The sequence below is a fragment of the Parahaliea aestuarii genome, assembly GCF_008064635.1.
Taxonomy (GTDB): domain Bacteria; phylum Pseudomonadota; class Gammaproteobacteria; order Pseudomonadales; family Halieaceae; genus Parahaliea; species Parahaliea aestuarii.
In genome coordinates, this window is record NZ_VRYZ01000001.1 from 612,873 (window position 1) to 632,889 (window position 20,017).

Annotated in this window: 12 protein-coding genes, 2 tRNA genes and 1 pseudogene; 12 read left to right on the forward strand and 3 right to left on the reverse strand. The window is 60.0% G+C overall.

The features are described 5' to 3' along the window. Positions 1-202 precede the first annotated feature (202 nt). Complete coding sequence (locus FVW59_RS02785) at positions 203-2,398, forward strand: TonB-dependent receptor plug domain-containing protein (RefSeq protein WP_187275718.1); 2,196 nt, start codon at positions 203-205, stop codon at positions 2,396-2,398. A gap of 163 nt (positions 2,399-2,561) precedes the next feature. Next, entirely contained in the window at positions 2,562-3,566 is a 1,005-nt protein-coding gene (locus FVW59_RS02790) for a CE1 family esterase (RefSeq protein WP_148062695.1), read from the forward strand. A 36-nt stretch (positions 3,567-3,602) separates the two neighbouring features. Here the strand turns inward: FVW59_RS02790 and FVW59_RS02795 are convergent, their stop codons facing one another. Next, positions 3,603-4,901: a metal-dependent hydrolase family protein gene (locus FVW59_RS02795; RefSeq protein ID WP_148062696.1), complete on the reverse strand. Its 1,299-nt coding sequence runs from the start codon at positions 4,899-4,901 to the stop codon at positions 3,603-3,605. 155 nt (positions 4,902-5,056) lie between these two features. Here FVW59_RS02795 and aqpZ point away from each other — a divergent pair, with 155 nt between their 5' ends. The 3 genes from aqpZ to dps all read left to right on the forward strand — a co-directional run bounded on the left by aqpZ (position 5,057) and on the right by dps (position 6,827). Next, the gene (gene aqpZ / locus FVW59_RS02800; RefSeq protein ID WP_222711403.1) at positions 5,057-5,746 is read left to right on the forward strand and encodes an aquaporin Z; all 690 of its coding nucleotides are present in this window, start codon (positions 5,057-5,059) and stop codon (positions 5,744-5,746) included. Positions 5,747-6,021: 275 nt separating this feature from the next. Beyond that, positions 6,022-6,189 carry a hypothetical protein gene (locus FVW59_RS19560; RefSeq protein WP_187275719.1) on the forward strand — a complete coding sequence of 56 codons (168 nt, stop codon included), beginning with the start codon at positions 6,022-6,024 and terminating at the stop codon, positions 6,187-6,189. 92 nt (positions 6,190-6,281) lie between these two features. Beyond that, entirely contained in the window at positions 6,282-6,827 is a 546-nt protein-coding gene (gene dps, locus FVW59_RS02805) for a DNA starvation/stationary phase protection protein Dps (RefSeq protein WP_148062697.1), read from the forward strand. A gap of 42 nt (positions 6,828-6,869) precedes the next feature. Here the strand turns inward: dps and FVW59_RS02810 are convergent, their stop codons facing one another. Further along, a complete protein-coding gene (locus FVW59_RS02810) occupies positions 6,870-8,333 on the reverse strand; it encodes a DUF7477 domain-containing protein (RefSeq protein ID WP_148062698.1) in 1,464 nt (487 codons plus the stop codon). Positions 8,334-8,379: 46 nt separating this feature from the next. Next, on the reverse strand, positions 8,380-9,672 hold the full coding sequence (locus tag FVW59_RS02815; RefSeq protein ID WP_148062699.1) for a DUF885 domain-containing protein: 1,293 nt from the start codon (positions 9,670-9,672) through the stop codon (positions 8,380-8,382). Positions 9,673-9,900: 228 nt separating this feature from the next. Here FVW59_RS02815 and FVW59_RS02820 point away from each other — a divergent pair. From FVW59_RS02820 to FVW59_RS02850, 7 genes and pseudogenes are all read left to right on the forward strand, one after another. Then, a tRNA-Met gene (locus FVW59_RS02820) sits at positions 9,901-9,977 on the forward strand. Positions 9,978-10,857: 880 nt separating this feature from the next. Then, the gene (locus tag FVW59_RS02825; RefSeq protein WP_148062700.1) at positions 10,858-12,699 is read left to right on the forward strand and encodes a PAS domain S-box protein; all 1,842 of its coding nucleotides are present in this window, start codon (positions 10,858-10,860) and stop codon (positions 12,697-12,699) included. After that, positions 12,696-13,499 carry a response regulator gene (locus tag FVW59_RS19565; RefSeq protein WP_187275720.1) on the forward strand — a complete coding sequence of 268 codons (804 nt, stop codon included), beginning with the start codon at positions 12,696-12,698 and terminating at the stop codon, positions 13,497-13,499. The genes FVW59_RS02825 and FVW59_RS19565 overlap by 4 nt, the downstream gene beginning before the upstream one ends. Next, on the forward strand, positions 13,492-16,860 hold the full coding sequence (locus tag FVW59_RS02835; protein WP_148062701.1) for an EAL domain-containing protein: 3,369 nt from the start codon (positions 13,492-13,494) through the stop codon (positions 16,858-16,860). Before FVW59_RS19565 ends, FVW59_RS02835 begins: the two co-directional genes overlap by 8 nt. A 150-nt stretch (positions 16,861-17,010) precedes the next feature. Next, positions 17,011-17,815 (forward strand): annotated as a pseudogene (locus FVW59_RS19735) (transposase); the annotation flags it as partial. Positions 17,816-18,126: 311 nt separating this feature from the next. Further along, positions 18,127-18,195 (forward strand) — tRNA-OTHER (locus tag FVW59_RS02845). A gap of 482 nt (positions 18,196-18,677) precedes the next feature. Further along, positions 18,678-19,973 carry an RHS repeat domain-containing protein gene (locus FVW59_RS02850; RefSeq protein WP_148062702.1) on the forward strand — a complete coding sequence of 432 codons (1,296 nt, stop codon included), beginning with the start codon at positions 18,678-18,680 and terminating at the stop codon, positions 19,971-19,973. Positions 19,974-20,017 lie beyond the last annotated feature (44 nt).

The following is a 20,017-nucleotide window of genomic DNA, read 5'->3' on the forward strand; positions in this document are numbered from 1 at the left end:
ATTATGCAGGCCGGATGGCCTGCATAAACCCCTTGTTTGAATCGCCCCTGCCGGGGTGTTGGCTGTCACAAAACTGCCATACTGCGTCACAAAGCTGTCACGCCCCTGTCACTCAACGGGACTAATCTGCCGCCTTTTCCGGAGGTGCGCGGGGGCGTACTTCCGCACAAAAGACCAAAGTGGGAGTACATGTGACATGGGGATGAGTCAACACAAGCGATTGGTTGAGGTATTGCGCGGGGTGCTGCCGCAAGCAGGGGGAGCCCGCGGCGGTTTCACCGTCGCCAGTGTCGCTTTTCTACTGCTGTCTCCGGAGGTACTCGCCCAGGGTAGCAGCGGAAGCGAGAGCAGCCTGCCCATCGAGGAGATTGTCGTTACCGGCAACAATGTTTATCGCGATCGCACGGAAGACATCAATCCCACGCTGGCCTATGGCCTGGATTTCTTCCAGCGCTTTGAGCCGTCGACGGTGGGCGAGATGCTCAAGCGGACCCCGGGCGTGGTGTTTACCTCCGACGTACTGGAGTACGACGCCGTCCAGCTGCGGGGCCTGGACGCCGCCTATACCGAAGTGCTGATCAACGGCCGCCCGGTGCCGGGGCAGGGTGCCGACCGCACCTTTTTTGTCGACCGTATTCCGTCGGAACTGGTCGAGCGCGTGGAAATTATCCGCTCACCCTCGGCCGACATGAGCTCCCAGGGCGTGGCGGGGTCGTTGAACATCATCCTCAAGGACGGCGCCCAGCTGGAGGGTTTGACCACCCGCATCGGCACCACCTACTACGAGCAGGATGACCGCTTCCGCAATACCGGCTCTGTTGCCTATGCCGATGCCGGCGATACCTACGACTTCTGGCTAGGCGCCAATGTGCAGGAGCGTCGCAATCCCAAGCAGAAGCTGGAAGAGTATTTCGACGACGGGTCCCTGGAAGGCTTTGCCTACGAGGACGATACCCGCGACGGTACCGACACATCGCTGAATGGCTCGCTTGGCCTGCAACTGCCGGCCGGCAACCTGCGTTTCAACGGCTACTACGTCTATACCGATCGCAGTGAAGAGGAGTTCGTGCGCGAGTACGAGGGTGAAACGGTCGACGTCAATGCCGCTGACCTTGTCGCCATCGCCCGCCAGAAGGAATCCATCGACCAGACCAGCTGGGGCCTGGACGGCATCTACACCCTGCCGCTAGGTGAGGGCGAAATGGCCCTGTCGGGCGCGGTATCCCACTTCGATGAGGACACGCAGAACTTCGAAACCGAAGAGGAATTCGAAGACGGTATGTCGCAGGGCGTTGAGGAAGGCGAAGAAACCCTCGATATCGAGGACAGCAGTTACGCTGCAGAGGCCAGCTACACCTACCCGGTGTGGGAAGGTGGGGAGCTCAAGGCGGGCCTGTCCTACAGCCTCAACGAGCGCGAGGGTTTGCAGGCCGGGTTCTTTGACGTGGAGGCCGACATCGAGGAAACCCGCTGGGCGCCCTACGCCAAGCTGACCCAGGACCTTGGCGATGCCCTGACCGTGGAAGGCGGCCTGCGTTACGACATGTACGAGCGCGATGTGGACAACGAGGATGGCTCCGCCAGCCAGGACGGCAACGAGTTGCTGCCCTCGCTCAGCCTGCGCTGGGACATGACCCAGGCCACCCGGATCACGGCGTCCGTGGCCCGCACTCTGCGCCGCCCGGAGTTTGACCTGGTCGCTCCCTTCGAGGAGGACGAGACTCCCGACGATGAGGACGCCACCTTCGGCAATCCGGAGCTGGATTCGGAACTGGCCTGGGGCTACGACCTGGGGCTGGAGCACCGCATCGCCAATCGCGGCATCATCGGTATTAACCTGTTCTACCGCGATATCGAGGATGTAATCGAAATCACCGATACTGGCCTGCCCTATGATGACGGCGACGGCACTATCTTCACTCCGCAGAATATCGGTGACGGTACCGCCAGCGGCGTCGAGCTGGATATCTCAACCCCACTGGACTTTATCGGCCTGGATAACACCGGCTTCTACGCCAACTACGCCTGGCTGGACTCGGAGATTGAAGATCCCTTCACCGGGGAAGATCGCGCCTTCCGCAACCAGCCAGACTATGTCTACAACATCAGCCTGACCCAGGATTTTCCGGGCTTCGGCGGGGCTGGCATTTCCTACCAGCAGCGGGGCGACTCCCTTGAAACAGAGTTCCAGGAATACGTGGTCACCGGATACGACGGTAACCTGGAGCTGTTTGTGGAGTGGAACATCACCGAGAATTCGGTACTGCGCCTGACCGGCACCAATCTGCTGGACCAGGAGAAGGTCGAGCACATCCGTGACTACGGCGACCCGATCAGCGAAATCCAGTACGAGGAGTCCACGCCGACCTATAGCCTGGTCTGGCGCGCGGCCTTCTAGCTCGCCGACCGGTAGCCGGCGCGCATGGGTTCCGGTCTGAATGCGCCTACCGCTTGCATGCTACCCGCTCTCCGCCAGCCCGCATTCCCCCCTGTTGCGGGTTGGCGGGGTGCGGGCCCTCCCGCATAATGAAACCCAAATGATTACAACAACGGGGTAGGGAATGCGCACTTTACTCGTGTGGCTCGGGGGCGGCCTGGCCCTTGTGATGTTCAGCGTCATGGTGCTGGGCTGGTGGTTTCTGTCGGCGGATGCGATCGACCCCCCGGACCTGCCCGGCAAGCGTTTTTCAGGCCAGATGGAATGGGCTGGCCTGCAGCGCAGTTACCAGCTCTACGTGCCCGATAACTTGCCGGTGGAAGCACCGCTGCTGATCCTGCTGCACGGCTCGCGCGGCAGCGGTGCCGATATGGCGGCACTCAGCTTTTACAGCTTCGATGTGCTGGCCGAGCGGGAAGGGTTGCTGGTCGCCTACCCCGATGGGGTGGAGCGGCACTGGAATGACTGCCGTGCCAGCGCCAGTTACAGCGCCAACTTGCGCAATATCGACGATGTCGGCTTCCTGACCGCGCTGAAAGGTAACCTGGCCAGCGAGTACGGTATTGATCCGCAGCGGGTGTACGTGGCGGGTATGTCAAACGGCGGCCATATGGCCTATCGCATGGGGCTGGAGGCGCCGCAGGTGGTGGCCGGCATCGCCGCCTACGTGGCCAACCTGCCGGTTGCCGCCAACCTGGACTGCGAGGCCGCGGACCAGCCGCTGCCGGTGTTGATCGTCAATGGCACTGAAGATCCGGTAAATCCCTACGAGGGTGGCCTGGTGGAATTGTTTGGTGATGACAGTCGCGGTGCGGTGCTGTCTGCCAGGGATAGTGCTGCCTACTGGTCTGCGCTCGCCGGTTACAGCAGCGACGGTCAGCACAGCGACTGGCCAGACCAGGTGGCGGACGACGAGACTACGGTAACGACGCTGCAGTGGCAGGGCCCTGGCCGACCCGCTGTCGCGCTGGTTAGCATGGTGGGTGGTGGCCATACCATGGCCAACCCGGTGTTTCGCCTGCCGCGGTTCCTGGGGCCGACCAGTCACGAGTTCGACACAGCGGAACTCACCTGGCAATTTTTCCGCGACGGCGAAGTGCGCCGGCCCGCCGAAACAACGATCGAATGAGTCGGCCCCGGCAAGCGTTGCCGGGGCGCAGTTGCACTACTTCTGCTTGAAGATCTTGCCGCTCTTCATCACGAAGTCCACGTCCAGCAGTTCCTCGATGCTGTCCAGCGGAGATCCACTGTAGGCGACGATATCGGCCTGCTTGCCGGGCTCCAGGGTGCCCAGGCTGTCGCTCATGCTGATCAGATCGGCGGCGCTGACGGTGGCCGCGACCAGGATGTCCATGTTGTCCATACCGGCCTGCTTCATCAGCACCGCTTCTTTGGCGTTGTCGCCGTGGGCGGAAACGCCGCTGTCGGTGCCGTAGGCCACTTTGACGCCCGCCTTGTAGGCCCTGCCGAAATTGTCTTTCATGTCGTTGCCAACCCGGATGGCCTTTTCACTGATGGCGGGGCTCAGGAAGTCGGAGGTTTCCGCCATGGTCTTGACCGTGTCCCCCGCCAGCAGGGTGGGCACCAGGTAGGCGCCGCTGGACTTGAACAGCTTGATGGCTTCCGGGCCGGCATAGGTGCCGTGTTCGATGCTGTCCACCCCGGCCTTCAGGGCGGCGATGATGCCGTCTTCCTGGTGGGCGTGACTGGCCACTTTGCGACCCATGCGGTGGGCGGCACGGACCACCTCTTCCAGTTCGTCCATCTCCATCTGCTGGCCGGTGCCGGTGTCGCGATCGGTCAGTACGCCGCCGGTGGAGGTGATCTTGATCAGGTCGGCGCCGTACTTGATGGCATCGCGAGTGGCGCGGCGGCAGTCATAGGGACCGTCGCAGATGGATTTGTCAGTATAGAGCTCGAGCAATTCGTGTTTCATTCCAGAGACATCGTTGTGGCCCCCGGTAATGCCCACACCGCCGGCTGCGACAATGCGCGGGCCGTCGATCCAGCCGCGAGCGATAGCATCGCGCAGGGCGTACATTTCCTGACTTTTGGAGCCGGCATCGCGCACCGTGGTAAAGCCTGCGTCGAGAGTGCGCAGGGCGAACATCAGCGAGCGCATCTGGACCAGCTCGTCGGAGAATTTGAGATCCTCGCTATCGCCGTCGGGACCCAACTCGCCCTGCAGGTGGACGTGCATGTCCATCAGGCCGGGCATTACGAAACGGTTCTTGAGGTCGATGATCTGAGCATCTGCTGCGTTGCCGGGCGTCTGGTAACCAGCCAGTACCTGGCTGACACGGCCGTCTTCAATCACCAGCGTCTGTTCCCTTTTGGGCTTTTCGCCGGGAATGGCCAGCAGTTGCCCGGCGTGGATGATGACAGTGCCCGCCAGCGCGGACTGGGCACCAGCCAGCAGGGTGGCGCCAGCGGCCAGGCGCGCGAGTGATCGGGGTAGCTTCATGGTGTTCTCCTGTGGGAATGCGGGCAGCCTATAAAGGCCTATCCTGCTTGTCAAAAAGAAGATGGCCCCTGGCGATATTGGTCTACGCTTGAATGGGTTGCACTCCCGACGTAGAGACGCGGCCCCGACCCTTCAAGGACACAAGAGGCATAACAATGATCAAACAACTTGGTGCGGAGTTTGTGGGGACTTTCTGGCTGGTGTTGGGAGGATGCGGCAGCGCAGTGCTGGCGGCGGCGTTTCCCGAGGTCGGTATCGGCCTGCTCGGTGTGTCATTGGCCTTCGGCCTGACCGTGCTGACCATGGCCTTCGCGATCGGCCATATCTCCGGCTGCCATCTGAATCCGGCGGTATCGGTGGGGCTTTGCGTGGGTGGTCGTTTTCCCGCCAGCCAGCTGCTGCCCTACATCGTTGCTCAGGTATTGGGTGGGCTGGTGGCGGGCGGGGTGCTCTACCTGATCGCCTCCGGCCAGGCGGGCTTTGACGTTACGGCGGGCTTTGCCACCAACGGCTATGGTGAACACTCGCCCGGGGGCTATTCACTCACCGCTGCCCTGGTGTGTGAGATTGTGATGACTGCCATGTTCCTGGTGGTGATCATGGGCGCCACCGATAGCCGCGCCCCGGCCGGCCTGGCCCCCATCGCCATCGGCCTGTGCCTGACTCTGATCCACCTGATCAGCATTCCTGTCACCAACACCTCGGTGAACCCGGCGCGCAGTACCGGTGTGGCCTTCTACGAGGGTGGCCTGGCGGTATCCCAGCTGTGGCTGTTCTGGGTGGCGCCGATCATCGGCGCCGCGCTGGGCGCGCTGGTCTACCGCGTTATCGGCAGCGAGGACTGACCTGCGGCAGTTCGCGCTCGGACGCTCCCGGTGATGTAACTTTTGCAAAGCCCATGTACTGCTTACAAAAAAGGGCAGTGGGAATTTGCCAGGCCGGGCAGCGGACCGATTGCAGACGATAGCTGAAACCCCTGCAATGACTGCGTTTGCAGGGTTTCTCCCGAGGCTTCAGGTGAGTTGGTATAGCGATTGCATTCACCCTTGTGACGCTACATGACAATCGATCTGTAACCGGGTCGTTGATTAATGCAATCCCACTTGCAAGGAGCAAGCCTATGAAATCCCTCTATGCCACGCTGTTCAGTCTTCTTCTCGTTGCCGGCGTTGCCGGCTGTGAGGACAACAACATGGAAGATGCCGCAGACAACCTCGGTGATGCGGTGGAAGATGTCGGTGATGCCGCGGAAGACGCCTGCGAAGACGCCACCGACGAGAACTGCTGATACCCCAGCTTTAGCTTTACTGTTGCAAACCCTGCGGGCGCCCGCCAGCCGGGCGCTCGTGGAACATTGTTGAAGTAAAAGGAGTAAGGACTATGACTGCGACCAATTTTACTGTGCCGGGTATGGATAAAACCACGGCGGACAAAGTCATTGCAGTACTTGATCAGCGCATGGTTGCGCTCATCGATCTTGGCCTGACCCTCAAACATGTACATTGGAATGTCGTCGGCCCCAATTTCATTGCTGTTCACGAAATGCTCGACCCGCAGGTGACGGCAGTACAGGAAATGGTCGATGCCGTTGCCGAACGCATTGCCACTCTGGGTGGCATTCCCGTCGGTACGCCTGGCGCTATAGTCGGGCGCCGCGGCTGGGATGACTACTCATTGCAGCGTGCGCTTGCCAATGAGCATCTCGCGGCCCTGGATGTCGTTTACACCGGGCTGATTGAGGATCAGCGAAGCGCGGTAAAAAAACTGTCCGAGTTGGACGCTGTTTCGGAAGATCTGCTGACCGGCCACGCGGGCGACCTGGAACTGTTCCAGTGGTTTATTCGCGCGCACCTGGAATCATCCGGTGGCGAACTTCCCACCGAAGGCGTCAGCACCGAGAAAGGTGCCGCCGGGAAGGTGTCCTGACACGTGACTGGCCCCTGGTCGCCCGGCCGGGGGTCTTTCATTTCAGCACCCTGGATTTACGTTGAATTCGGTGGTCTGGCAGGTGACGCAGCAGTCCTCGCAACCCCGGTCGCCATCCAGGCCCACTCCCCAGTACCAGTTGTCGGTCTCGGCGCCGTAGCATATTTGGGCTCCGGTCCGACAGCTCAGTGTGTGGCTGTCGGTGCTGTAATAGCCCGAGGTGTAGTAGTACTGGGAACTGTTTGGCCAGACCAGGTTGTTGGTTTTGTCGAAGAAACGGTAGTCCAATGGACGTCCATCGTTGCAGGCATCGGTAATGTTGATGGTCAGTGCCGACGTGCCATCGCCGCCTCCACCGTTTCCACCACCGCCGTTGCCCCCACCATTGGTATTGCCGGTGCCACCGAAGTTGGCGGCCAGACTGGAACTGGCGACCAGCACGAACTGGCCATTGCCGGGCACCAGTGCAGTCACATCCCGGTAGGCGTTCCACTGCCGCTGAATTTCGGCTTCCGGGAAGCCGGTGTCGATCTGCCAGTATTCGCCGGTTGCCCCGTTCAGGTCGGTCATCACCACCAGCCACTGACCTCCGCCATAGGCCACTTCGGTCACCCGGTAGCCGCGGTTACCATAATTGTTCATGAAGTCAGCGGGAAACGCATTGGACAGTTTGTAAGCCTGGCCACCGAAGCGCTCCACCCGGGACATCACCAGGGCCCAGGTGCCGTTCTTGTAGGCCATGTCCGTGATGGAATAGCCGCTGTTCCAGCGCTCTTCGATGCTGCTTTCGGGAAAGGTGGCTGAAGTCTTCCAGAACTGGGCGCCGAGTCCGGTACCGCCGGTGGCGGTGACGACCCAGATACCGTTGTGCGCGGCGACTTCTGTGATGCTCTGGTCCTGGTTCCAGGCAACTTGTATGTTATCCCCGGGAAAGGTGGAGCCGGAAAAGTAGCGCTGGGACGTGAATCCACTTACCTGGGACATGAACACGTTCCAGCCGCCATCACCTCCGCTCATGGAGGTGATAAAGAGGTCGCGATCATAGTTGTCGCGGATAAAGGCGGAAGGAAAGTCAGCGGACAACTGATAGGACTGCCGGACGGGCCCCTGGGAAACGCGGCGAAAAACGGGCTGCAAGCGGAAGACTGTGTCCGATTCCAGGACGGCCATCAAGTTGTTGTTACCGGGAAAGCCCCGGGTGGTCAGCGGGCAGCTTGTGCGGTTGCCGCCGCAGAAATAGCCGTTGCCCTTCTTCCAACCGGTGAATTCGTAACCGGAGTCGGGAACAGCGATAAAATTCTCGTCGAAATAGGTGTCGTAGATATTCAGTGTGCAGGTTTGACCAGCGGCGCAGTCGTAAGCTCCGGACGCGGTAATCACCTTGCCACCCGGCGGGACCAGAACCTCGACTTTACAGCCGGCCAGCAACGCCAGCAGTAGCAACGAACCCCAAAACCTGCCCTGGCGCGCGGGTGTTTCGCGCACCGCCCCGGTGATTTTTAACATTCCCCATGTCCTGTAATAATTAGTATCGGTGGGGATTATGCCAGAATCACTCCAGATCGGAAGGCAGGCGCGGCGAGGAAAGCAGGGCGCTGAATTTCTGCCAGCGCTCTTGATTGGTCTGTGTATCGCGCTCGATGTAATCCTTTACCAGCGCCTTGCCCCAGTTGTAGTTGATGACATAGGCGCCGTAGGTATCGATAAAGCGCACCGACTGTTCGGCGCGGCTGCGACTGGTGGGGCCGTAGGTCTGGGACAGTTCGATGGCCTGTTCGCGGTCGATGTCGCCGTTCAGGTACTGGCGGGCAATCTCGTTGCGGGCGTAACTCAGTTCCGCAGTGAGATCCTGAACGTTGTCGTAGCGCTCGGCCGTTTGCGGGTCGAGCCCGGCCAGCGGGTAGAGCACTTGCTGCTCAAAACGCAGTTTTTCCTCGCCGGGGAAGGCAAGCTCAATGCCGTAGTTGGCGCTGCCCTCTGCGATAAGTGATTGCGGACTGAACAGCGGGTAAACGCTGAATTCCACCCAGCCGCGCTGGCGCACGAATTCAGTTTCCAGCAGGGCATTGTAGGTGTGATGCCCCGGGTAGCCCTCGTGGCAGCCCAGGTCGATGGCGCGGTCAATGCGCACTGGCAGGTCGGTGTTGACCTGGATCAGGCTGTGGGCATCGCCCCGATACCAGTTGTAGCCGCTCCAGGGTTGGTCGGTGACATATTCCAGCTGGAAGCTTTCACCTGCCGGCAGTGTGATGTGCGCCAGCGTGCGTTTGCGACAGGCCTCGATGGCGGCATCGAACACGGCGGACAGCTTGTCTGCGGGGATATCGAACTGGCGCTGGAACTCGTCAACCCGCTGGTGCAGCGGCGCGTCGCCCGGCAGCAGTGCCGCCAGTTGTTGCAGCGTGCTGTCAAAGCTGGATAGTTCGCGCCGGGGTGGTGTGGTGTCGTAGAGCGCCCGGGCTTCGGCGTCAAAATCGCGAGGCGTATCCTTGCCGTAGGTGCCGGCATAGGCGGCCAGGGCACCGAGCTGGGTACTCAGGTAGTTGTTGCGCAGCCTTTCCAGGGCCGAAGCTGCCCGGGTGTCTGCAGCGGAAGGCAGTTGCTCGCGCAGCTGGTGGGCCGAGGAGGCGATGGCTTCCGGGGAAGGCGGCGCTTCCGCTACCTGCTGGCGCCACTCGGCCGGCCCGTAGTAAGCGTCGACATAGCCCTTGTCGTGCTCGCCCATGGCCAGTACCAGCCGCACGTATTGTTCAGCGATTGCATCTACGGGTGTAGCGTGACCGGGGGTGCTGGTGAGCACGCTGAGGGCGAGGGCGGGCAACAGGCTGTGCAGGGGACGGGGCATGGGCGAATACCTAGGTGGCAAAGTCCGGATTATGCCGCCGTTGGAGCATCCAGAGCCAGCGGCGGTGTCGCGCTATGTTGCCGTTATTGAGCGCGAGAAGCGGAGATTCCCGAGCCGGGCAGGCAGGCGTCATCGGCACGTAGAAGTAGAGGAAAAGGGGTTGACTTGCCCCCGCGATTTCCTCAAAATGCGCGCCTCTTTGGGACTGGTCAGTCCCGTTGCTGATGTGGCTACGTAGCTCAGCTGGTTAGAGCACAGCATTCATAATGCTGGGGTCGGTGGTTCAAGTCCACCCGTAGCTACCACCTCTTCTTCGTTTTTCTTCAATTTTTTCAATAGCTTAGCGCACTCTGTAAAATACGCCAAAGTGTTCGATTTTTGATCAATCTGTGATTGAGACCAAATTGAGACCATCCTGAGACCAGTGCTCTACCGGCTCTGGGCTCTACCCCATACACGGGGGACGGGCATTCATCCTTACCCGATTGATAATGCCAGCGGAGCGCCGCACCGCCCACCCTCAGTGGGTCAGCACCCTTACCCGGTAATTCTCAAAGTTCCAGCGGCTCGACGGCACTGGGATTCTGAAGCCAAGTCGCACCATGAGGCATTCAGCAACCCCGAGTTGCATACGAAGGGTCTAACGGTCCAAGGTCCCTTTCCGGGGACGCTGAATCATGGGCTTCAAACTGCGTTAATACACCACAGGCATAACGCGGCTTTACTTTTACCAGAGGCTACCGGGACACTATTGCTGCCAACAAAACATACTACTTTAAATGTTTAAAGAGGAGGCCACTGCGGCTCAGTAAATTGATATAGCCGGCCGAGGCCGCCGGCGACAAGACACCTGCTGACCTGGACCGACATTCGCCAGCAGTGGCGGCGGGCTCTGCAGGTCCAGTCGACAGAACCAGCGAACGTGTCTACCCTCAATAGGTAGTTAGTATGCCCTATACTCGCCGATAGACATCGCTGGAAGACACCGAGGCAATGCTGCCGCCGATTCCCGTAATAACGGGCGTCCGGAGGCGTTTTTGCATGTCTCCAGCATGGTAGGGTTGGCAGGGTAAATTCTCTAAGGGAGTGGCCGCGGATAGAGGGCGCGCCCGATCACGGCTGCTCGCGGGCGTTTCAAGAAGCAGCCAGCCAGATTGTGATGGCATGGATTGCAGGAGCACGGCGATGGAGTTGGGCGAGCGCTTGCTGGAAGAGTCCCCCGATGCGGTGATTGCCACCGACACGGCGGGGAATATCGTTTTCTGGTCGCCAGGCGCCTGCGCTATTTTTGGCTATCGGCGCGATGAGGCTCTCGGCAGGTCCTACCGCGACCTGCTCGTGCCGGACGACCCCAGCCACGTTGGGGGAAATTCTGACGGGCCCACGTCCGAACAGGGCGCCGCGACCTATGAAGCGATCCGTCGACACAAGGATGGTTCGGTGGTATTCGTGGATGTCTCCAGGAAAGCGGTGCGCGACAACGGCATCGACCTCGTACTGTCTATCGAAAAGGATATCACCCAGCTCAAGTCCCTGCGCGATGCGGAAACCATGGAGGCCAACTACGGTCAACTGCTCGAATCCACACCTGATGCCATCCTGCTGGTCAACACCGCCGGCCGCATCGTGCTCGCCAACTCGCAGGCGAAACAATTGTTTGGCTATCCACAGGACACCTTGCTCGGCCAGCCCATCGAGATGCTATTGCCCGAGGAGCTGCGCAACAAGCACATCGGTTTTCGTGCCCGGTATACGCAGCAACCGCGCGTGCGCACCATGGGGGAAGGTCTGGCCCTGAACGGGCTGCGCAAAGACGGCACCGAGTTCCCAGTTGAAATCAGCCTCAGTCCACTGAGAACCGGGGCGGGCACGCTCACCATGAGCGCCATCCGCGATGTCAGCAAGCGGGTCAAGGCGGAGGAAAAATTCAGGGAGCTACTGGAATCCGCACCCGATGCCATTGTCATCCTCGACCAATCGGGGCGCATCGTACTGGTCAACTCGCAAGCAGAGGTGCTATTCCACTATCCGCGCGAGGAGTTGCTGGGGGAAACCATCGAGGTGTTGATCCCGGAGCGGTTCCGCGGCAAACACCCAGGCTATCGCCGGCAGTTCTTCGCCGACCCGAAGCCACGGCCGATGGGCATGGGGCTTGAGCTCTACGGCTTGTGCAAGGATGGCAGTGAATTTCCGGTGGAGATCAGCCTGAGTCCGCTGGAAACCGAGGAGGGAATACTGGTGTCCAGCGCTATTCGTGACATTACCGAGCGCAAGCGCTTCGAGCAGGCCCTGCGAGAGAAAAACGACCAGTTGGCAAAGGCCAACCAGGCAAAGGATCATTTCCTGGCCAGTATGAGCCACGAACTGCGTACGCCGCTCAATGCAATTATCGGCTTTACTGGAACATTGCTGATGGAGTTGCCGGGGGAGATCAACTCAGAGCAGCGCAAGCAACTCGATATCGTCAAGCGCAGCAGCAAGCACCTGCTGTCGCTAATCAATGACCTGCTGGATCTTGCCAAGATCGATTCCGGCAAAATAGAGCTGTTGCTAGAGCCTGTCGAGTGCCAGCGGGTTATCGAGGATGTGCTCGCCAGCCTGCGCCCGCAGGCCCAGGACAAGGGGATAGGGCTCAATGCCGAGTTTTCGGACAGCACCCTGGTAGCCCATGCGGACCAGCGTGCATTGCAGCAAATTCTTATTAACCTGGTCAACAATGCGATCAAGTTCACAAGTGCGGGAGAGATTCTGCTCCACGCACGGCGCCAGAACTGCAAGGATAGTTGGGATACCGTCGAAATCTCCGTGGAAGATACCGGCACCGGTATTGCCACGGCGGACGTCGAGGAGCTGTTTGCTCCATTCGTCCAGGGCGCCAAACGGACGGGGGGGGATCAGGAAGGCACTGGTCTCGGGCTCTCCCTCAGTCGAAAGCTTGCGCGGCTGATGCACGGTGACATCCACTTTCGCAACAGGGACGGAGGCGGAAGTATCTTTACTTTAACTCTGCGGAGCCACAGCCGATGACTGGCCGCGTGCTGGTCATAGAGGATAGCGAGGTCAACCTCGAACTGGTGCGCTACCTGTTGGAAGCGCACGGCTATCGTGTGCATGCCGCGGGCGATGGCCGAGCTGGTATCGAGGCGGCCCGCAGGGAACTGCCGGACCTGATTCTCTGCGATATACAAATGCCGCATATGGACGGTTATGCCGTCGCCCGTCAGCTGAAGCAGATAGAGGAACTAAAGGATATACCACTGATCGCGGTCACCGCGCTGGCGATGGTGGGCGACCGGGAGAAAATCCTCGCGGCCGGCTTCGACGACTATTGTGCCAAGCCGATTGATCCCGAGGGTCTCCTTGCGCAGTTGGAACCGTTCCTGGGGGCGGCAAAGCAGTCGTCTTCCAAACGCGAGGGGCGAACGGCGCCAGAACCTGGAGATGACGCTCCGCTGGTACTGGTTGTGGACAACTTGCAAATGAACCTGGAACTGGCGACCAGTTTGCTGTCTGGCTCCGGCTATCGCACCGCAACCGCGAGTTGCGTCACAGAGGCCTTGACCCAGTTGGTTAACAACCCGCCCGACCTGATCCTGTCCGACGTCAATATGCATCAGGGTACTGGCTTCGATTTGCTGGCAACGGTGCGCAACGACAGTCGCTGGCGCGAGCTGCCCTTTGTATTCATCACCTCCTCAAGCCTGTCCCGGCGTTTTCGTCAGGAAGGCCTGGATCGAGGAGCGGACGAAGTTCTGTTCCGGCCGCTCGAAAACCACGACCTACTTGCTGCCCTGGAGAGCTGCCTGCGAAGAGGCCGCGATGCCTGACAAGCGCACCGTACTGATAGCAGATGACACCGCCGCCAATCGCGAATACCTCAAAGCCGTGCTGGTACCACATGGCTACAGCGTGACGGAGGCGGCAGATGGGGAAACCGCACTGGCAAGAGTGCGTGATGAGGGGCCCGATTTGGTAATTTGCGATGTGCTCATGCCGCGCGTGGACGGTTTCGAGTTCCTGCGGCGCGTACGGGGCGATCCCGCCATCGCGAGCCTCCCGGTTATTTTCTTCACCGCGTACTACCTCGAGGGGCAGGCCAACGATCTGGCCACGGCGGGCGGCGTGTCGAGTGTGCTGCAAAAGCCCTGTGAACCGGCCGCGCTGCTCGCCGCCGTGGAGGAGGCGTTCGCTTCCGGTGCGACTACCTCGCCCCCCTTGGAGGACGAGGCTTATCGCGAGCAACACTTACGTTTGCTGAGCGACAAACTTGCCAGCACGGCGATTGACAACGAGTTCGTCAATCAGCGCCTCGCCGGTCTGGTTGAACTCAACTTGCAGCTGGCCTCCCAGCAGGATCCGGTGCAATTGTTGTCGATGGTGTGCCGCGGTGCCCGGGAGCTGGTCAACGCGGACCACGGCCTGCTCGCGGTGACCGATGACAGTGGTGAGCAGTTTGAACATATTGGGCGCAGCGCCGTCCCCCCGGACCTCACACCCATTGAACCCGGCAGGGGGTTGCTCGGGCGGGTATGGTCCGACAAGGCTCCCGAGCGGCTTTCGGGGGAGGAACTCGACCCCATCGCGTTGGGATTGCCCCCGGGGTACCCGACATTTCGCGCCATGCTGGCGGTGCCGATTACCTCTTTCACGCGCAGCTATGGGTGGTTGTGCCTTACCACCGCCGGCGATGCGGGGTTTACCGAAGAAGACGAACTGCTATTAACAATTCTCGGTGCCCAGACCGGCCGTGTCTACGAGAACGGCAGCCTTTATCGCAAGGTGCGTTTGCACGCCAGTCAACTGGAGCAGCAGATTGCACGCAACCAACGCTCGCGTCGACACTTGAAGGCCCAGTTCGCCGTCGCCCAGGCTCTGGCAACCGCCTCTCCTTTTCATCAGGTGATTCCCGACTTGCTACGAGCCATCGGGGACAATCTCGCTTTCTCGGCGGCAATTCTCTGGGGCGCCGAACAGAGCGGTCCGCGTTTCCTTTTGCTCGATGCGTGGACCGCCGAACCCGAGCTGGCCGAGGAAATTCGCCAGATCGCCCGTGGTCAGGAAGTGAGCGGCGAAGACAGTATGTTGGCCCGTGTCAGCTTCAGCGGAGAGCCGCAGTGGATTGCAAACTTTCGCGACGATGCGCGCTTTGATCAAACCCTGGAGGCAATTCGGGAACAGTTTGTCCGCCACGACTGGAACACAATCATCTTGCTGCCCCTGCTACAGCGCGGCCAGGTCATGGGTATACTCAGTCTGGTGAATAGCGAGCAGTTGCCCTACAGCGACTCGCTCATGTCCGTGTTGACTACCCTGAGCAACCAGGTCAGCCAGTTTCTCGACAACAGCCATCACCAGCAACATATCATACGGTTGAACCGCCTCTATGCACTGTTGAGCGGCATCAACACCGCGGTGGTGCGAGTGCGCAGCCGCCAGCGCCTGTTCCGCGCCGCTTGCCGGATCGCGGTGGACGAGGGCCATTTCCGCATCGCCTGGGTGGCACAGTTCGACGAAAGGGGAGGCCTGGTTACGCCATTGATTGCCAGCTCCCGGGACGGCATTGACCTAGATCAATGGGCCGAATCACTGGCGGAGCCCGCACAGTGCATCGCCATAAGACAAGTGATCGAAAGCGGTCACCCGCTGGTAGCCAACCAGCTGGACGAAATACCCATGCCGGAGCAGCCTTTCCCCATGTGTCGCGAGGCCCTCGACCATGGCTGCCTGTCGGCGGCGGCTTTCCCCCTGCGAGGCAAGGGCATAAGTGACGGGCTCGTGGTGCTCTATGCCGACGAGACGGGGTTCTTTGATGAAGAGGAAATCCAATTGCTGGGGGAGATGGCCACCAATGTGGCCTTTGCGGTGCAGTACCTGCAGAACGAGGAACAGTTGCACATTCAGGCTTTCCGCGACGCCCTGACCGGGTTGATGAATCGTTCGGCGCTATATGCTCAGCTTGAGCAATTGGTGGCGGCTAATCAAGATAGCCCGGCGCGATTTGCCGTGGTCCTGGTCGACATTGACAACTTCCACACCATCAACGACACACTCGGCCACAGCAATGGCGATGCCCTGCTGATCGAGATCGCACAGCAACTGGAGTCCTGTGTCTGGGAATCCGATATGCTGGCCTGCCTCGGAGGTGATCATTTTGCACTGGTGCTGCGGGACGTAAGCAGACGCGAGCAGGTCGAAAAGGTGGTGAGCAAAGTCCTGGAGCTGGCGCAGGCCAGCTATACGGTGTCGGGCATTCCGGTCAATGTGGAGATCAGCGCCGGCACCGCGCTTTACCCCGATGATGGTGAATCCGCGGAAACACTCTGGCGGCGTGCGGATATCGCGTTGCGCCAGGCCCGCAAGCGGTTTGTGAAGCATTTGTTCTATTCTCCGGATATCGACCGCACCGATCCGGCACAGTTGACCATCATCGGTGGCCTGCGGGACGCCATCAACCAGGGTGAGCTGGTGTTACATTACCAGCCCAAGATCAGCCTGGTGACCGGCGCCGTCACCGGGCTGGAGGCCTTGATTCGCTGGCAGCAGCCGACGGGTGAGCTCATCTTTCCCGACCAGTTCCTGCCCAGCGCCGAGCAAACCGGGCTGATTAACCCGCTTACCGACTGGGTGCTGCGAAAGGCAGTTGGCCGGGCCATGGAGTGGCGAAGAAAGGGAGTCGACCTGGAGCTATCGATCAACATCTCTGTGCGTAATTTGCTAAACCCGCATCTTGGCGAGGACATCATGCGGGTCGTGAGGGAGGCGCGCTTTCCCCTGCACCGCCTGATGCTGGAAGTGACCGAGAGCGCGGTGATGACCGACCCGGTCAACGCCAGGCGAACACTACAGAAGCTCAGCGATGCCGGCATCCAGATCTCGCTGGACGACTTTGGCGTCGGCCATTCCTCGCTGGCCTACCTGAAAGACCTGCCCCTGCAGCGCCTGAAGATCGATAAGTCCTTCGTGTTTGATATTCTTCAGGACCGCAACCGCGCGATTGTGAGCGGCGTGATCGACATTGCGCACCGACTCGGCCTCAGTGTCACCGCTGAGGGCGTGGAGGATCGCGAGGCTTTTGACATCCTGCAGTCCCTTGGTTGCGACTACGCCCAGGGCTACTTCATCAGCAGGCCCCTGGAAGAATCCGCTTTTCTTGATTGGCTGGAGAACTATCAGCCGATCCAGACCTAGAAAGGCCCATTGCCGGCCTGTCAGCCCGGATTGAATCACAACGCCTTTTGGGCGTTGTGACCCTTCAGGCTTCGCCGCTGCGCGGCTCGTTACAAATCGCTCTCGCGTTTTGTGAACCTGGTTACGCTCGCGGCGCTGCCGCTCGCAAAAGAACAAAGCCAGCACTCCGCCGGTCCAACAAAAAAGGCCACCCGATGGGTGGCCTTTTTCGTCCGGGCACCGGACAAGGGCGAGTTGGAGGAACTGGTTCAACTGATAAGCCAGCGCGTCGGCCGCAGCCTCGAGCGCCAAGGCTCGCTGGAACAGGACACCGAGAGTGCCTGGCTGGACCTCGACCCCGCCGAGGATACCGATGCCATGCCACAGATCCTGGGCAGCTCCATCTCCTACCGCATAGCCGTTGGCTCACAGCAAGGCCAGAAAGCGTTCATGATCCGCACTATCCGCCCGCTGGAGCGACCTGATCCTGGTTTGGAGCGGGTCGCCAAGGCCAACGGATTTTCCCTGCATGCCGGTGTGAGTTGCGAAGGGCATCGCCAGGTTGGCCGCCCTGGTACCCAAACCAAGAGTCAACCTCACCCGCTTCCATGGCGCCCTGGCACCGAACCATCGCTGGCGAGGGCTCGTCACGCCAGCGAGACGCGGGAAAGGCGTCAAGTCCAACTCCAACACAGAAGTCCGCACACCCGCCGAGCGCCATGCCGCAATGACCTGGGCTCAACGGCTAAAGCGTGTTTTCAACATCGACATCGAGGTCTGCAGTCTTTGTGGCGGATCTGTCAGGGTCATCGCATGTATCGAGGACCAGGACGTCATCGATCGGATACTGGATCACCTGCGCCAGAAAGAACGGGAAACACCGACTAGACCATTGCTGGTGCCACCGACCAGAGCGCCACCTGGAACGTTGTCACTTTTCGCTGGGAAGGATTCCAGACCAACAGCAACCCACTAGCAAGGACGCCAGTGAACACCGCATGGCATGAACTGTTGCGTGCTCGCGTCCAGGTTTGAACGGATATGAATGGCATACCAAACGCCGCGAACAGGATTTTCGGGTCAATAGATAGAAACTTCGACAGGTCTGCAGGTCCAGTCGACACAATCAGCGAGGATGTCTACTCTCGATAGGCAGTTAATATGTCCTATACTTGCACCGCAATGTGATTTACCGCGACGGCAAGTAGCGGGCGGATAGCTTGCTGCCCTTTACGGCATTCAACAGTGAAGGCCCGGAGCAGCTCTGGGACTAGATGGATCGCTAAGAGCAGCTGAACGGTGGCAAGGTCCTCGAGCTAAAGGGGGTCGGTGGTTCAAGTCCACCCGTAGCTACCACTTTATTTTCTGTTTTTACCCTTTTAATTCAACGAGTTAGCCTGAACTTTTCTGAACCTGACAGGAATGTAATCTTGTCGGGCGTAGTGCGTTATACAATCCAGTGTGTCGTTCAATAACATGCATTACATGGATAGGGTGCACGATGCCGACAATAAGAAAAGCGCTGTCTGACGAACACACAACGCCGCACTGGGCGAAATTGACGCCCTCCCTCCTTGTCTTTGTGCTGACGGCCGCAATGACCGCCTGCAGTGATGGCGGGAGTAGCGCCGGAGGGGCTACGGCGAATCCGGACGTTGAGGAGAATGTGAGCGTCAACGGTCAACTGTCTCCGCCCGTGATTGAGGGATTGGAGTTTCGGATTCCAACCACCCGCGGGACAACAGATGTCTCGGGGACATTTCTCTTTCAGCCCGGGGAGACGGTCGAATTCCGCTTGGGAGACTCGGTGCTGGGCTCGGGCGGCGCAGTTTGGTGGCGTGAGTCTCAATTTCCAGCAGCTACCGCGAGTTTTTGCCTACGGGGGTGGCTTGCGCTCGGTGATGGAGCAACTGGAACGCCCCTTGATGAAACTCGAGGTGGCACTTGCCGCGCAGTGGCAACTGGAAGGGACGGCGCCTCAGGATAGGGGCATTCGCCTGAGTCGGCAGGCACGCGTTGAATACATCGCTGAGAGCGACCAGTCGATCCTTGCGACGACGCGTACGGAGCGGCTCCATGACTCGCAGGGCAACCTGATATCCACGGCGACCTATAGCGGGAACGGTCACCTGCAGCGCCGCACTGACTACACCTACGACGCCGGTGGCTACAGAGTTTCCAGTGAGGGGGACTCCAACGGTGATGGTCTGCTGGATTTTCGTTCCAGTACTACACGGGATTTTTCCGGTAATGCGACCTCATCGCTCAATCACTATGGAGAAGCGCTCCAGAGTGTGGATCGTACGGATACGATGTTCAATCATCGGGGCTTGCAGGTGCGCAGTGAAATGGATCGAGGGAATGATGGTTCGATCGACGCTTTTTATTTGACGCAGTATGGGAGCAATGACCTCTCTGTGCGCAGTGAGGCCGATACCGACGGCGACGGTGTGGTCGACGAAGTGATCACCCGGGCATACGATGCCGAGGATCGATTGATTCGCAGCACCTACCAGGGCGCGGGCTTCGATCTGCATCGAGCCACCGCAGGACGCCCACCGACACTGGGGTACAGCGCAATGGATGCTTTCGATCCCACGAGCCCTTACCCGGAAACGACAGCCGGCTTCGGTGTGGTGGGTACTCAGGTAGAGCCCGGATTACGGACCACTACCTTCGAGTGGAATAGCGATGATTTCCTGGTACGCAGGTCTTCCGACCTGGACAACGACGGACAAACAGACGAGGTTACGACGTTTAGCTACGACGCAGGCAGGCTGGTCGCCTGGAGTTACGACAGGGCTGGTGACGGTCAGAGCGAGTCGTATGCAAGCTACACCTACAATGATCAGGGCCACCTGATTCGAGTCGATCAGGTCGATGGACGCTTTGGCTTTCCCATGGAAGAACAGCGTCAGATAGCCTATGACGGGGCAGGGCGGGTGGCCCGCATCGTCGTGTCCAGTAATGGCTCCGGCGTCAACGACGGCGAACAGCTCTTCAGCTATGACGCCCTGGGCAATGTCAGCGACATCAGCTTCGACAGTGACGGGGGTGGCCAGCCGGACACACGCTCAATAACCACCTGGGAACCGAGTTTTCGGCTCGATGACTGGGCTCCCTATCGTTACTAAGGCAGTTTCTTGTGTGAGCGATGCCTGCTTGACACTTCGCGGCT